This is a genomic window from Variovorax sp. RKNM96, assembly GCF_017161115.1.
Lineage (GTDB): Bacteria > Pseudomonadota > Gammaproteobacteria > Burkholderiales > Burkholderiaceae_C > Variovorax.
This window is the reverse complement of the sequence record NZ_CP046508.1, coordinates 5279795-5293739: the sequence shown is the minus strand read 5'-3', so window position 1 is coordinate 5293739 and position 13945 is coordinate 5279795. Positions and strand designations below refer to the sequence as shown.

At 69.0% G+C, this 13945-nt stretch carries 13 protein-coding genes; 10 read left to right on the top strand and 3 right to left on the bottom strand.

Features of this window, described 5'->3' with window-relative positions; all coding sequences use genetic code 11:
* Positions 1–79: 79 nt before the first annotated feature.
* From GNX71_RS24515 to GNX71_RS24490, 6 genes are read left to right on the top strand one after another with little or no spacing between them, the layout of a single operon-like run.
* On the top strand, positions 80–904 hold the full coding sequence (locus GNX71_RS24515; RefSeq protein ID WP_206174828.1) for a class II aldolase/adducin family protein: 825 nt from the start codon (positions 80–82) through the stop codon (positions 902–904).
* 26 nt (positions 905–930) lie between these two features.
* The gene (locus GNX71_RS24510; protein WP_206174827.1) at positions 931–1932 is read left to right on the top strand and encodes an ABC transporter substrate-binding protein; all 1002 of its coding nucleotides are present in this window, start codon (positions 931–933) and stop codon (positions 1930–1932) included.
* Complete coding sequence (locus GNX71_RS24505; protein ID WP_206174826.1) at positions 1929–2993, top strand: ABC transporter permease subunit; 1065 nt, start codon at positions 1929–1931, stop codon at positions 2991–2993. The genes GNX71_RS24510 and GNX71_RS24505 overlap by 4 nt, the downstream gene beginning before the upstream one ends.
* Complete coding sequence (locus GNX71_RS24500; RefSeq protein ID WP_206174825.1) at positions 2987–3775, top strand: ABC transporter ATP-binding protein; 789 nt, start codon at positions 2987–2989, stop codon at positions 3773–3775. Before GNX71_RS24505 ends, GNX71_RS24500 begins: the two co-directional genes overlap by 7 nt.
* A gap of 1 nt (position 3776) precedes the next feature.
* The gene (locus GNX71_RS24495; RefSeq protein ID WP_206179656.1) at positions 3777–4940 is read left to right on the top strand and encodes a cytochrome c; all 1164 of its coding nucleotides are present in this window, start codon (positions 3777–3779) and stop codon (positions 4938–4940) included.
* Positions 4941–4974: 34 nt separating this feature from the next.
* Complete coding sequence (locus tag GNX71_RS24490) at positions 4975–5946, top strand: ABC transporter substrate-binding protein (RefSeq protein WP_206174824.1); 972 nt, start codon at positions 4975–4977, stop codon at positions 5944–5946.
* On the opposite strand, the gene GNX71_RS24485 is transcribed toward GNX71_RS24490, so the two are convergent.
* Positions 5943–6980 (bottom strand): helix-turn-helix transcriptional regulator, encoded by a 1038-nt coding sequence (locus tag GNX71_RS24485; protein WP_346776855.1) that lies wholly within the window; start codon positions 6978–6980, stop codon positions 5943–5945. The genes GNX71_RS24490 and GNX71_RS24485 overlap by 4 nt on opposite strands.
* Before the next feature lie 224 nt (positions 6981–7204).
* Between GNX71_RS24485 and GNX71_RS24480 the strand changes: the two genes are divergently transcribed.
* Positions 7205–7669, top strand: a complete 465-nt coding sequence (locus tag GNX71_RS24480) for a response regulator transcription factor (RefSeq protein WP_206174822.1) — start codon at positions 7205–7207, stop codon at positions 7667–7669.
* 18 nt (positions 7670–7687) lie between these two features.
* On the opposite strand, the gene GNX71_RS24475 is transcribed toward GNX71_RS24480, so the two are convergent.
* Positions 7688–9184: a PLP-dependent aminotransferase family protein gene (locus GNX71_RS24475; protein ID WP_206174821.1), complete on the bottom strand. Its 1497-nt coding sequence runs from the start codon at positions 9182–9184 to the stop codon at positions 7688–7690.
* Positions 9185–9310: 126 nt separating this feature from the next.
* Here GNX71_RS24475 and GNX71_RS24470 point away from each other — a divergent pair, with 126 nt between their 5' ends.
* Together GNX71_RS24470 and GNX71_RS24465 are read left to right on the top strand one after the other, a co-directional pair.
* Entirely contained in the window at positions 9311–10030 is a 720-nt protein-coding gene (locus GNX71_RS24470; protein WP_206174820.1) for a GNAT family protein, read from the top strand.
* 167 nt (positions 10031–10197) lie between these two features.
* Positions 10198–11715, top strand: coding sequence for a M20/M25/M40 family metallo-hydrolase (locus GNX71_RS24465; protein ID WP_241027044.1), 1518 nt, complete (start codon positions 10198–10200; stop codon positions 11713–11715).
* A 24-nt stretch (positions 11716–11739) separates the two neighbouring features.
* Here the strand turns inward: GNX71_RS24465 and GNX71_RS24460 are convergent, their stop codons facing one another.
* On the bottom strand, positions 11740–12603 hold the full coding sequence (locus GNX71_RS24460; RefSeq protein ID WP_206174818.1) for a symmetrical bis(5'-nucleosyl)-tetraphosphatase: 864 nt from the start codon (positions 12601–12603) through the stop codon (positions 11740–11742).
* A gap of 23 nt (positions 12604–12626) precedes the next feature.
* Here GNX71_RS24460 and GNX71_RS24455 point away from each other — a divergent pair, with 23 nt between their 5' ends.
* Positions 12627–13937 (top strand): hemolysin family protein, encoded by a 1311-nt coding sequence (locus GNX71_RS24455; protein ID WP_206174817.1) that lies wholly within the window; start codon positions 12627–12629, stop codon positions 13935–13937.
* Positions 13938–13945: the final 8 nt, after the last annotated feature.

The following is a 13945-nucleotide window of genomic DNA, read 5'->3' as shown; positions in this document are numbered from 1 at the left end:
GCCTTTCGAGTGCCGCTTGCCCCCATCCCAACCTTCCCCCAAAAGGGGGAAGGAGCAAAACCGAATACGAGGAATCCCCATGAGTGCCGTTCTCTCCATCGACCGCAGCGCGGCCCAGCCGCTCAAGCTCAACCCGAACCCGCAGCAGAAGTACTGGTTCGACCCGGTCCCGCCGCGCACCAGCGTGCAGGCCGAGCGCCGCCACCGGCAGGAGCGCCTGGCGGGCGCCTTCCGCCTGTTCGCGCGCTTCGGCTTCGCGCAGGGCCTGGCCGGCCACATCACCGCGCGCGATCCCGAGCTCAGCGACCACTTCTGGGTGAACCCGCTGGGCATTCATTTCTCGCGCATCAAGGTGTCCGACCTGCTGCTCGTCAATTCGAAGGGCGAGACGGTGATCGGCGACAAGCCGCTCAACAAGGCCGCCTTCGCCATTCACGCCGCGATCCACGAGCACAACCCGAAGATCGTGGCCGCCGCCCACACGCACTCGACCTACGGCAAGGCCTGGTCGACGCTCGGCCGCAAGCTCGACACGATCACGCAGGACAGCTGCGTGTTCCACGACGACGTGGCGCTGTTCGACGACTTCACCGGCATGGTGGTCGACACCAGCGAGGGCGACCGCATCGCACAGGCGCTGGGCGACAAGAAGGGCGCGATCCTCAAGAACCACGGCATCCTGACCGCGGGCCCGACGGTGGAGGCCGCCGCGTGGTGGTACATCGCGCTGGACAACGCCTGCCACACCCAACTCCTCGCCGAGGCCGCCGGCAAGCCGCAGCCCATCGACGAGGACACCGCGCGCCACACCCACAGCCAGATCGGCGGCCCGGAGGGGGCCATCCATTCCTTCTACAGCCTCTATGAAGGTCTCGTGGAAGCGGAACCCGAGCTGCTGGACTGAATGAAGAAAAACCACCGGAGTCGTCGATGACCGCATCTCTTTCACGCCGCAGTGTCTTGCGCACGGGCGCCGCTGCCGCCGTGGTCGCCTCGGGCGGCCTGATCGCCTCGCAGGCGTTCTCGCAGCAGGCGCGCAAGCTCACCTTCGCATGGAACGCCGCCGCGTTCTGCCTCTCGCCGGTGGTGGTGGCGCAGGAGCGCGGGTACTTCGAGCGCAACGGGCTGCAGGTCGAGCTGATCAACTACACCGGCTCCACTGACCAGTTGCTCGAATCGCTCGCCACCGCGAAGGCCGATGCGGCCGTGGGCATGATCCACCGCTGGCTCAAGCCGCTGGAGTCGGGCTTCGACGTGAAGATCGTCGGCAGCTCGCACGGCGGCTGCGTGCGCCTCGTGGGCGCCAAGGCCGCGGGCGTGACCAACCTCGCGAGCCTGAAGGGCAAGATCATCGGCGTGTCGGACATCGCGAGCCCCGGGAAGAATTTCTTCTCGATCCTGCTCGCGAAGAACGGCATCGACGCCGACCGCGACGTGACCTGGCGCCAGTACCCGGCCGACCTGCTCGACATCGCGGTGCAGAAGGGCGAGATCCACGCCATTGCCGATGGCGACCCGAACGTCTACCTTATCGAGAAGCGCAACAAGGGCGCATTCGTCGAGGTGGCGAGCAACCTCTCGGGCGAATACAAGGACAAGGTCTGCTGCATCGTCGGCGCGCGCGGCGAGCTGGTGCGCAAGGACAAGCCGACCGTCGCGGCGCTGGTGCGCTCCATCGCGCAGGCGTCGGACTACGTGGCAGAGAACCCGAACGAATCGGCCAAGCTCTTCGCCAAGTACTCGCCCAAGGTGCCGATCGAGGACCTGCGCGCATTGCTCGGCACGCTCACGCACAACCACCATCCGCTGGGCAAGAACCTGCGCGACGAGGTGGAGTTCTACGCACGCGATTTCCGCGGCGTCGGCGTGCTCAAGAAGACGACCGATCCGGTGCGCTTCGCGGAGCACGTGTCTTTCGATCCGCTGGCATGAGCGCCGTCATCGATCGGGTGCTGGAGGCGCCGACCGCGCCGGGGAACTGGCGACGTGCCGGCATCGAGAAGGCTGCGCCGGCTTCTTTCCCCGTGCGTACCACCGAAGGCTTCTGGCTGACCGGCGTGCTCGCGACGGCGGCATGGCTGGCCCTGGGCCTGCTCACGATCTACTGGCCGAACAAGGCGGTGGGCTTCAGCGACTGGGCGTACACGGACGAGTTCGGCATCGCCGCCATCGCCGTGGGGGCGCTGCTGCTGGTCGTCGCGTTGCTCGGGTCTCGCGCTGGTCGCGTGGCGCGCGTGCTGCGGCCTGCGGGTCCGTGGCTCGTCGCGCTGCCGGTGCTGTTCGCCATCTGGGAGATCGCGACCGCCAAGCTCGCGCTGCTCCCCACGCCGTTCTTCGCGCCGCCGCAGAGCCTGGTCGAAACCTACATCGATGACTGGCGGCGCCTTGGCGAAAGCCTGCTGCATTCGGCGCGCCTGCTCGCGCACGGTTTCGTGCTCGGTGCGCTCGCGGGCTTTCTCACAGGCGTGACCATCGGCTGGTCGCGCATCGCGGGCTACTGGGTGCATCCGGTGCTGCGTTTCGTGGGGCCGGTGCCGGCCTCGGCGCTGCTGCCGCTCGCGTTCTTCTTCTTTCCGTCGAGCTATGCGGCGGCGGTGTTCCTGATCGCACTCGCCACGGGCTTTCCGGTGGCGGTGCTCACCTGGTCGGGCGTGGCCGGTGTCAACCGCAACTACTACGACGTGGCGCGCACCATGGGTGCGAGCGAGCGCTTCCTGGTGTTGCGCGTGGCGATTCCCGCCGCGCTGCCGCAGGTGTTCGTCGGCCTCTTCATGGGGCTGGGCGCTGCGTTCTCCGTGCTCGTGACCGCCGAGATGATGGGCGTGAAGGCCGGCCTGGGCTTCTACCTGTCGTGGGCGCAAGGCTGGGCTTCGTACTCGAACATGTACGCCGCGCTGATCGTCATGGCCGTGCTGTGCTCGGGCCTCATCACGCTGCTCTTCAAGGTGCGCGACCGCGTGCTGTCGTGGCAGAAGGGGACCGTGAAGTGGTAGCGATTGCTGAAACAGGCGTGCGCCAGGCCGGCGCGCACATCGACATCCGCGGCGTGAGCCACTGGTTCGATGTGCCGGCGGGGCCATTGCAGGTGCTCGACGACATCGACCTCACGGTGAAGCCCGGTGAATTCGTCGCGCTGCTCGGCCCGAGCGGCTGCGGCAAGTCGACGCTGCTGCGGCTGGTCGCGGGCCTGGAGCCCGCCACCGCCGGCCGCATCACGCAGGACGGCGTGCCGATCACCCGGCCCGACCCGTCGCGCATCGTCGTCTTCCAGGACCCGACGCTCTACCCGTGGCGCAGCGTCTGGGACAACGTGGCGCTCGGCCTGCAGGCGCGCGGCGTGCTCAAGGCGCAGCGCGGGCGGGTCGACGAGGCGCTCAAGCTCGTGGGCCTCACCGATTTCGCCAAGGCTTTTCCGCACCAGCTCTCGGGCGGCATGGCGCAGCGCGTGGCACTAGCGCGCGCGCTGGTCAACGACCCGCAACTGCTGGTGCTCGACGAACCGCTCGGCAAGCTCGACTCGCTCACGCGCATCGCGATGCAGAGCGAGCTGGTCAACCTGTGGCAGCGCGCGGGCTTCTCGGCGCTGCTGGTGACGCACGACGTGGAAGAGGCGCTGTTCCTCGCCAACCGCGTGATCGTGCTGAGCGACCGGCCGGCGCGCATCGCGGCGGAGATCGTGGTCGATCTTCCGTATCCACGTCATCGCGGGCATGCGCGGCTGGCAGAACTCCGTCACGAAGCCCTGCGACACCTGGGGCTCGACGCCACCTGGTGAGATGAACAGCACGCCCGAGGCCGATTGGCTCAACCTGCTGATCGGCCTGCTCCAGGGCGCGCAACTGCAACTGCTGCGGGTGCTCGATGCGCTCGGGCTTGCAGCGCAGGTGCATGGCCAGCCGGCGTGGCCGTGGGCGCGGCGGCTGTCGGGAGAGAACCTGCTGATCGACCTGGGGCAGGCGCGCAATCTCGCGTGGACGCTGGTGTGCGTGGCCCTGGCAGTCCTTGCATTGCTCGTCGCACTGCTCTGGCGGCGCCGGCGTTTCTACGCGCTCGCACTGGTGCCGATGCTGCTGATCGCAGCGCCGTGGCCCGAGGCGCATGTGGTGCTGGTGCCCGCGACGCCGACAAGCTTCCAGTCGTCGCCGACCGGCTTCACGGCCGCCTCCATCGCCAAGGGCCGCGTGCTCTACGCGCAGAACTGCGTGGCGTGTCACGGCGCGGACGGCAAGGGCGAAGGGCCGCTCGCCGCTTCGCTGGCGGTGTGGCCTCCCAATCTGAGTGGCCCTTTGCTGTGGCGACGTGCGGATGGCGACCTGCTCTGGCGCATCCTGCACGGCACGCCCGATGTGCAGCAGGGCGGCAAGCCCACGATGCCCGGCTTCGGCGGCCAGCTGAACGAAGCCGACGCCTGGGCGCTGATCGACTACATGAAGGCGCAGGGCGCGGGCCAGAGCCTGCGCGCGCTCGGCAACTGGCCTCAGCCCATCGGCCTGCCCGACATGGCGGTGCGTTGCGGCTCGCAGGCACCGCGGTTGCTTGCAAGCTGGCGCGGCCAGCGCGTGCGAATCGTGGCGGGCAACGCCACGCCGGCGGAAGACCCGCGGCTCGTGACCGTCCAGCTGGTCTCGCCTTCGCAGACAGCACTGCCCGCCGCCGACTGTGTGGCCGACTCGCCCGCTGCCTGGGAAGCGCTGGCCCTCATCGCCGGCACCGACCGCCTCGCCGGCACGCAACTCATCGCCGACCGCGACGGCTGGCTGCGTGCGCGCGGCGAGCCCGGCAAGGCGGGCTGGTCCGACGACGACCTGCTGTGCCGCAGCGAACGCGCGCCTGCCGCCTCGGCGAAGAACACCGCACTGCCCGCCGATGGCCTCGGCGCACTCATCGCCCGCATGGACGCGGAGCCGGTGCGCTTCGTCAAGGGCGGCTTCATCCACTGATTTTTTCTTGACCTCGACCGAACACGGAGAACCCATGACCTCACACCTCGACCCCTCGCGCCGCAAGCTCCTCACCCAAGGCCTCGCGGCCGCCACGGCCGCCGCCTTGCCCGCCTTCTCGTTGCCGGCCCGCGCACAGGGCCGCCCGGTGCTCAAGGCCGGCGACCAGAAGGGCGGATTGCGCGCGCTGCTCGAAGCAGCCAACGGACTTGAAGGCCTGAGTTACGACATCCAGTGGTCCGAATTCCCCGCGGCCGCGCCACTGGCCGAAGCGCTGAACGCGGCAGCGGTCGATTCGGGCCCGATCGGCGATGCACCGCTGATCTTCGCGCTGGCGGCCGGCACGCGCGTCAAGGCCATCGGTGCGAACCGCTCCGACTCCTACGGCACGGCAGTGCTGGTGCGCCCCGATTCCACGCTCAAGACCGCGGCCGACCTCAAGGGCAAGAGCATCGCCACCAACCGCGGCTCCATCGGCCACTACGTGACGCTCAAGGCCATCACCGCAGCGGGCCTGAAGCCCGAAGACGTGAACATCCGCTTCCTCGCGCCGGCCGATGCCAAGCTCGCGCTCACGCAGGGCTCGGTCGATGCCTGGGCCACGTGGGAGCCCTACACCGCGCTGGCCGAGGTGAGCCACCATGCGCGCGTGCTGGTGAGCGGGCGCGGTCTGCTGCCGGGGCTGAGCTACCTTGCGGCGACCGATGCGGCCATCGCCGCCAAGCGGCCGGTGCTGCAGGACTTCCTGCAGCGCGTGGTGAAGGCGCAGCTCTGGTCGTACCGCAATGTCGATGCCTACTCGGCCGCGCTGGCCCGCATCATCGGCATCCCGCCCGAGGCGGCGAAGCTGCAGTTCGAGCGCCGCCAGCAGAAGTGGGTGGCCATCGATGCGAAGGTCATCGCCGACCAGCAGGGCACGGCCGATTTCTACCGGCAGGTGGGGCTCATCAAGCAGCCGCTCGATGTGAAGACGACGTTCGACACCGGCTTCGGCGTTGCCGGTTAGGTCGGCGACACCTGCCAAGGGGCTGGGCGGTCGGCCCGGTACGTCTGCGACTGCGCGCGGAATTCCTGCGGCGCGATGCCGTAGGCCCGGCGAAACGCGCGGGTGAAGTCCGATGCGCTCTTGAAGCCGACCGCATAGGCCACGTCCGTCACCATCATGTGCGGGTAGCGGGCGAGCTCGTCGGCTGCCTGGCGCAGCCGCAGGTGGCGGATGTAGGCACCGAGGCCCCCCTCGTGCTGGAACATGCGGTAGATGGTCGGGCGCGGCAGGTGCAGCGCAGTGAGCACGCTCTCGGGCGTCAGCTCGGCGCGGTGCAGGTTGGCCTGGATGTGGCGCCGCACCCGGCCGAACAGCGCGGCCCGCGCCGCCGAACGCGCATTGCCGCTCAACCCGGCCTGCTTGCCGAAGGCGGCGATGACCAGATGCGCGGCGTTGCGCACGGCGCTGTCGGCTGCGGCGGTGGTCATGCCGGAGATGTTGGCGCCCAGCGCCGTCACGTGTTCGAGCGCCAGCCGGGTGAGCGGCGTCGCGTCCTGGATCGTGCGGCCGTGGATGGCCTCGGGGTCCGGCAAGGTCTCTTGCACCAGCGAACCCGGCACGAAGAAGGTGAACACCCGGCAACTGCTGCGCCGCATGCGCACCGGCTGGTTCATGTCCAGCGCGAGGATCTTCGTGGTGGCTGGGGTGCCCTGGGTGGACGAGGCGCCGTGCCGCGGGGACGAGGCGCGCAGCGCGATGTCATCGACGCCGCCCTCGGCGAACACATGGAACACGTAGTCGCGCACGTTGTCCGTCGAGATGCGGGCCAGCGAGCGATCGAGCAGCATCGCGTCGGAGCGGCAGTCGGTGAACAGAAGGCCATCGACCTTGTAGCGGTCGATCTCCGCCCGGAACGGCTGCCCGACGTCGGACTTCGAGGGCAGCACGTCGATCACATGCCCCACCCGTTCCCGCCAGGCCAGCAGTTGCTGGTGCGCCGGTTCGCCATGCACGCTGAAATGGCTGCGCGCCACGCCGCCTTGCGCAGGGGGCACTGGGGCCTGGGGAGCCCCCTGGGGGGCGCGAAGGTTCATTGGAGAGGAGAAATCCGCGAGGCCACCACGCCAACAAGTGGACGAAAACGTGAAAAAAAGTACACAACTGAAAGAATTCTCTCAATAACTGAGACGGACGGTCAAGTCGGCCGGACCGGCGCCACCACGCTTGCCTTCGCACGGCCGCATGGCCGAACGAACCGATTTCTTGAGCGAGTAGCCCCATGTCCACAGGAAAAGCCGATCCCGCCGCAGCCACCGGTGCCGTCGGTCATCTCTTCAACAAGGCGGACGAGGACGAGCTGGCCGTCCTGATGTTCTCCATGGAGCGCAGCGACGCGCCCGGCGCCTCGCGCATCGCGCGCCACATGCTGGCGCTGATCGCCGCCGCCGCGAAATCCCGGCCGCCTTCGGTCATCGCGACGAAGCCGCGCACCGGCGCCGCGCCATCCGCCGGCCAGGCGACATCGGGCGGGCCGCTGTCGCCGCGCGAATTGCAGGTGCTGCAGATGGTGTCGCAGGGGTGGACCAACCGCCGGATCGCCGACGCGCTCAGCCGGTCGGCCAACACCATCGACACCCAGATCAAGAGCATCTACCGCAAGCTCGATGTGAACTCGCGAACCCAGGCGGTCCGCAAGGCGATGGAGCAGGGGCTGTTGAACTGGGATGCCAGCCGTCCGCAGTAACCCGGCGCTGCAAGGGCTTCAGAAGCCGCTGTCGCTGCGTTCTGCCGCGCGCGCCAGTTGCGACAGGCGCTTGACCAGCGGCTCGAAAAGCTCTGCCGACGTGTTGCCGTAGCCCAGCACGAGCCCGTTGTCCGAGGGCAGAGGCTGCACCGCGAAGCTAGACAGGGCCACGGGCGCCAGGTGGTGGCGCAGCGCCTCGGCGGCGATCCGGCGGTCGTCGAAGCGGGGCGGCAGGCGCACGGTGAGGTGCAGCCCGCAGTAGCCGCCATCGATCTCGTGCGGCACTTTCAGATGCCGGGTCAGCGCCAGCCGCAGTGCCTGCTGCCGGTCGCGATACAGCCGCCGCATGCGGCCCAGGTGCCGGCCGAACTGGCCGCTCTCGATGAAGTCGGCCATCGCCAGCTGCTCGTGGCGGTGTCCGCCGCGCAGCATTTCCTCGAGCGGGGCCTGCACGCTGGTCAACAGCGCTTCGGGCAGCACGAGGAAACCCAGCCGCAGCGACGGGAACATCGTCTTGCTGAAGGTGCCGAGGTAGAGCACGGGCGCGTCGGGCACCAGCCCCTGCATCGCGCCGATGGGTTCGCCGGTGTGGCGGAACTCGCTGTCGTAGTCGTCTTCGATGATCCAGGCGCCGTGCCGGCGGGCGTGTGCGATCAGCGCGAGCCGGCGCGCGATGCTCAGCACCGCGCCGGCCGGGTACTGGTGCGAGGGCGTGGTGTAGATCAGGCGGGGCGGGTGCCTGCGCCAGTCTTCCGCGCTTGCGTCGAGGCCTTCCGCATCGACGCGGATCGGCACCATGTGCATGTCGCCCGCACGCATGGCCGATTTCGCGCCGCGGTAGCCCGGGTCTTCGATCCAGCCGGTTTCGCCGGGGTTCGAGAGCAGCCGCACACACAGCGAGATGGCTTCCTGCGCGCCCTCGGCGATGACGACCTGCCGGGGCTCGCACCGCACGCCGCGCGCAATGGCCAGGTGCCGCGCGATCGCCGCGCGAAGCCGGGGTTCGCCCAGCGGATCGCCGTAGCCGAGCGTGGCCGGGCTCGCGGTGCGGATGGCGCGGTCGAGCGCGCGACGCCAGGCGGCCATGGGAAAGTGCGACAGCGCGGGCACGCCGGGGCGAAAGGTGGCGTCCGGCGTGGTGAAGGCGGCGCGTGGCTGGATGCTGGCGAGGCGGCGCGCGGTGGCCGGCGCTCCCGTGGCCTTGCCGCGGGCTCGCCCGGTCGCCGTTGTTGCCGGCGACGACAGCTCGGTCACACGCGTGCCCTGGCGGTCGGGCTGCACGTAGCCCTCGGCGGCCAGGTGCTCGTAGGCGGCGGTGACGGTGTTGCGCGAGATCGCGAGCGCCTCGGCCAGTGCGCGCGAGCCGGGCAGCCGGCTGCCCGGGGCGAGGCTGCCGTCGAGGATGGCGCGCTTGAGGCGGTCGTGCAGCTGGCGCTGCATCGAACCCGCATCGCGGTCTTTCACGAGAGGGGCTTCGAGCAGGGAGGCGGCCACGCGGCCTGGTGCATCGGTCATGACGGGAAAGGGGAGAGGCGTGGCACCATGAAAAGCAATCGTCGTGGCACTTCCTGGGGTTCCACGTTGCGCGTACTTTATCGGTCTCCGGCGATGCCGTCGCCTTTTTTCCGAAAGCTTTCCGTCATGCCAGTCCGCCACAACGAATACGGTCAATCCCTCGGCCCCCTCATGCCCGAATGGAGCGCCCGCCCGCTGCCGCCGCGCGAGCCCGTCGACGGCCGCTACTGCACGCTCGAGCCAGTGAACGCCGCGAAGCATGCCGACGACCTCTACGCCGCCTACGCGCAGGCCCCCGACGGTCGCGACTGGACCTACCTGGGCGTCGAGCGGCCCGCCGACCTGAATGCCATGCGCGCCCACGTCGAGCGCCTGGCGCAAACCACCGATCCGCTGCACTTCGCCGTCATCGACAGGCAGAGCGGGCGGGCCGTCGGCACGCTGTCGCTGATGCGCATCGATGCCGCAAACGGCGTGATCGAGGTCGGCCACGTCAATTTCTCGCCGCTGCTGAAACACACGCCGATGTCCACCGAAGCCCAGTACCTGCTGATGAAGCTGGCCTTCGACGTGCTGGGCTACCGGCGCTACGAATGGAAGTGCGACAGCTTCAACGAGCCGTCCAGGCGCGCGGCGGCCCGCCTGGGCTTCCAGGCCGAGGGCGTGTTCCGGCAGTACAGCATCTACAAGGGCCGCAGCCGCGACGCGGCATGGTTCTCGATCATCGACGGCGAGTGGCCGGCGCTGCGCACGGCGTTCGAGCGCTGGCTCGCGCCGGAGAACTTCGATGCAGAGGGCAGGCAGCGCATGGCGCTGGACAAGTTCCGGCTGCCGCGGGCGGACTGAGAGAAAGATTCGTCGCCGCAGGCGCGGGAAATGCTAGATGGTTCAGGAAACTAACGATTGTTGAAAGCCCGGCAGCTTTCTATGCTGGGCGGACACCCGCTTTCTTTCGCTTTCCATCCATGCCCATCTCCACCTCAATAACCCACCCCCACCCCCACCGCCGCCTGATGGCGCTCGTTCCCGCGGCCTTCCTCTTCCTGGGCCACGGCCTCGCGCAGGCCGCCGAACTCTCGCCGGCCCTCGCCGAGCGCCATGCGCAGGCCACCTACCGCGAATACTTCGAGCTGCTGGCCTTGCCCAACGACGCCACCGTGCCGGAGGACATCCGCAAGAACGTCGACTGGCTGGAGCAGGCCTTCCGCAAGCGCGGCTTCACGACGCAGCAGCTGCCCAACAACGGCAAGCCGATGCTCTACGCCGAGTTCCCGGGCAGCGACCCGGCGCGAAAGACCGTGCTCTTCTACATGCACCTGGACGGCCAGCCGGTGATTCCCGCGCAGTGGGCGCAAAAGAGCCCGTGGACGCCCGTGCTCAAGCGCAAGACGGACAAGGGCGACTGGGAAGAGATCGATTCGGCCCCGCTCTTCAGCGGTCCGCTCGACCCCGAGTGGCGCGTGTTCGGCCGGGCCTCGGCGGACGACAAGGGCCCGATCATGATGATGCTGGCGGCCATCGATGCGCTCAAGGCCGGCGGCGGGCAGCCGGCCGTCAACGTCAAGGTGATCCTGGACAGCGAGGAAGAAAAAGGCTCCCCGTCGATCAGCCAGGTCATGCAGGCGCACCGCGAGTTGCTGCGCAGCGATGCCATCGTGATCCACGACGGCCCCATGCATGCGACCAACCGGCCCACGCTGGTGTTCGGCAACCGCGGCGCGGCCGACGCCCGGCTGACCGTGTACGGCGCCAAGGTGCCGCTGCACAGCGGGCACTACGGCAACTACGCCCCCAACCCGGCCCAGCGCCTCGCCAACCTGCTGGCCTCGATGAAGGACGACACGGGGCGGGTGACCGTTCCCGGCTACTACGACCGCGTGAAGATCGGCGAGGCCGACCGCAAGATCATGGCCGCCGTGCCCGACGACGAGGCCGCGCTCAAGCGGCGCCTGGGCATCGCGCGCACCGACAGGGTCGGCGCCAACTACCAGGAGGCGATGCAGTACCCCTCGCTGAACGTGCGCGGCATGGCCTCGGCGGCCGTGGGCGACAAGGTGGCGAACATCGTTCCCGACAAGGCGGAGGCCGAGATGGACCTGCGCACCACGCCCGATTCCGATGCGCCGTACCTCGGCAAGCTGATCGAGGCGCACATCGTCAAGCAGGGCTACCACCTCGTGAAGGGCGCACCGACGGACGAAGAGCGCGCCCGCTACGACAAGATCGCGAGCTTCACCTATCGCAGCGAGGGCGCCGACGCGGCGGGCTCGCCGATCAACTCACCGATCGGGCAGTGGGCCTACAAGGCCCTGACCGACACCTTCGGCACCAAGCCCGAGCCGGTGCGCATCCGCATGATGGGAGGCACCGTGCCGACGGCGGAAATCGTGCGCGTGCTGCAGGTGCCCTTTGCGATCATTCCGCTGGTGAACGCCGACAACAACCAGCACGCCGCGAACGAGAACCTGCGCATGGGCAACTACGTGACCGGCGTGCAGACGGTGTACGCGCTGATGACGCACGGGTTCTGAACAACCGAAGGGAGCGGGCGTTCGTCAGGCCTGCTTGCCGGGCTTCTGCGCCTGCTCGCACTTCACCTGGATCAGCTCGCGCTCGCTCAGCGTCGCGCCGATGCGCACCGCGCTCAGGCACCCGCCCCAGACGCAGCCCGTGTCGGTCGAGAGCAGGTCGGGCCGCGAGAGCCAGCCGAGCGTCGACCAGTGACCGAAGGCGACGGTGGCTGCTGCGGTCTTGCGGCCCGGCACGTCGAACCACGGCAGGAAGCCTTCGGGGCCGGGGATCGCGCCGTCCTTGGTCTCGAAGTCCATCTCGCCCTCGGGCGTGCAGTAGCGAAGGCGCGTGAGCGCATTGACGATCACGCGCAGGCGCGCGCTGCCGGTGAGCTTGTCGCTCCACTGTGCCGGCTCGTCGCCGTACATGGTGAGCAGGAAGTCGCCGAGCGCCGGACCGCGCAGCACCGACTCGACCTCCGATGCCAGCGCGAGCGTGTCGCCGACCGACCACTGCGGCAGCACGCCGGCATGGACCATCAGCAGGTCGCTAGCTTTGTCGCCCTGGCCGATCTGCATGTGCAGCGCCATGTGCTGGTTTCGCACCCAGTCGAGCATTGCTTCGCTGTCGGGCGCGGCCAGGAGGTCGGCCAGCGTGTCCTTGCGGCCGGCCTTGCGCGCGCCGTGCGCCACGCCCAGCAGGTGCAGGTCGTGGTTGCCGAGCACGCTGCGCGCCGAGGCGCCGTAGCCCTGCACGCGGCGCAGCACCGCGGCCGATTCCGGCCCCCGGTTGACCAGGTCGCCGAGCAGCACGAGGGTGTCGCGGCTGGGGGAGAAATCGATCTCGCCGAGCAGCCGCCCGAGGGCAGGGTCGCAGCCCTGCACGTCGCCGATACAGTAAAGTGACATTCCCTCATTCTCTCCCCCTGTTCATGGATGTCTTCCTGCTGGCCTTGCTGACCACCCTCAATGCGGTGTTCGCAATGTCCGAAATGGCCCTTTCAACCAGCCGGCGCGCACGCCTCGCAGCCCTGGCCGAAACGGGGGACACCGGCGCGGCCGCCGCGCTGAAACTGATGGAGTCGCCCACCCAGTTCCTCTCGACGGTGCAGATCGGCATCACCTCGATCGGCATGCTGAGCGGCATCGTCGGCGAGGCCGCCTTCGCCGCGCCGCTGGCGGTGTGGATGGAAAGCATGGGCATGGGCGCGGGCACCGCCAGCATCGTCTCCACCGCGGTGGTGGTGACCTGCATCACCTTCTTCACGATCATCTTCGGCGAGCTGGTGCCCAAGCGCATCGGCCAGCTCTACCCCGAGCCGGTGGCGCGCTGGGTGTCGCGCCCGATGCGCGGTCTGGCCAAGGGCGCCAAGCCCTTCGTGTGGCTGCTGGCCGGCGCGACGGCCACCATGCTCAAGGTGCTGCGCATCGACGCCAATGCGGCGCGCTCGGTGACCGAAGAAGAGATTTCCGCGAGCCTCGAGGAGGGCGTGGACGCCGGCGTGATCGAGCAGCACGAGCACCAGATGGTGCGCAATGTGTTTCACCTCGATGACAGGCGCCTGTCGTCGCTGATGATCCCGCGCGCCGACATCGAATGGCTCGACGCCTCCAACTCCGTGACGCAGGCGCTGCAGAAGGTGGCCGATGCGGCGGCGCTCAACCTCGTGCACTCCTGGTATCCGGTCTGCCGCAATTCGCTCGACGACGTGGTCGGCGTGATCAGCGTGGCGCACCTGCTGCGCCTGGGTTCCGCTCACAAGGGCGTGCTCGGCCAGGAAGCCACGCCGGCCGTGTTCGTGCCCGAGACGCTCACCGGCATGGAACTGCTCGAGCAGTTCCGCGCCCGCGCCGGCCGGCTGGTGTTCGTGGTCGACGAATACGGCGTGGTGCAGGGCCTCATGACCCCGCGCGACCTGCTCGAAGCCATCACAGGCGAACTGCAGCCCGGCATGCAGACCGACGCCTGGGCGCGCGAGCGGCCCGATGGCGTGTGGGAGCTCGATGGCCTCATGCCCGTGTCGGAGCTGCGTGCGCGCCTCGGCATCCGCGAACTGCCCGATGAAGAGCGCGGCCGCTACAACACGGTGGCCGGCCTTTTGATGTCGGTGTCGGGCCGTCTGCCCGCGGTGGGCGAGCGCATCGACTGCGCGGGCTGGTGCTTCGAAGTGGTGGCGCTCGAAGGCCGCCGCATCGATCGCGTGCTGGCCTCGCCCGATCCCGCGGTGCCGAGCGAAGACTAGCGGGGCAC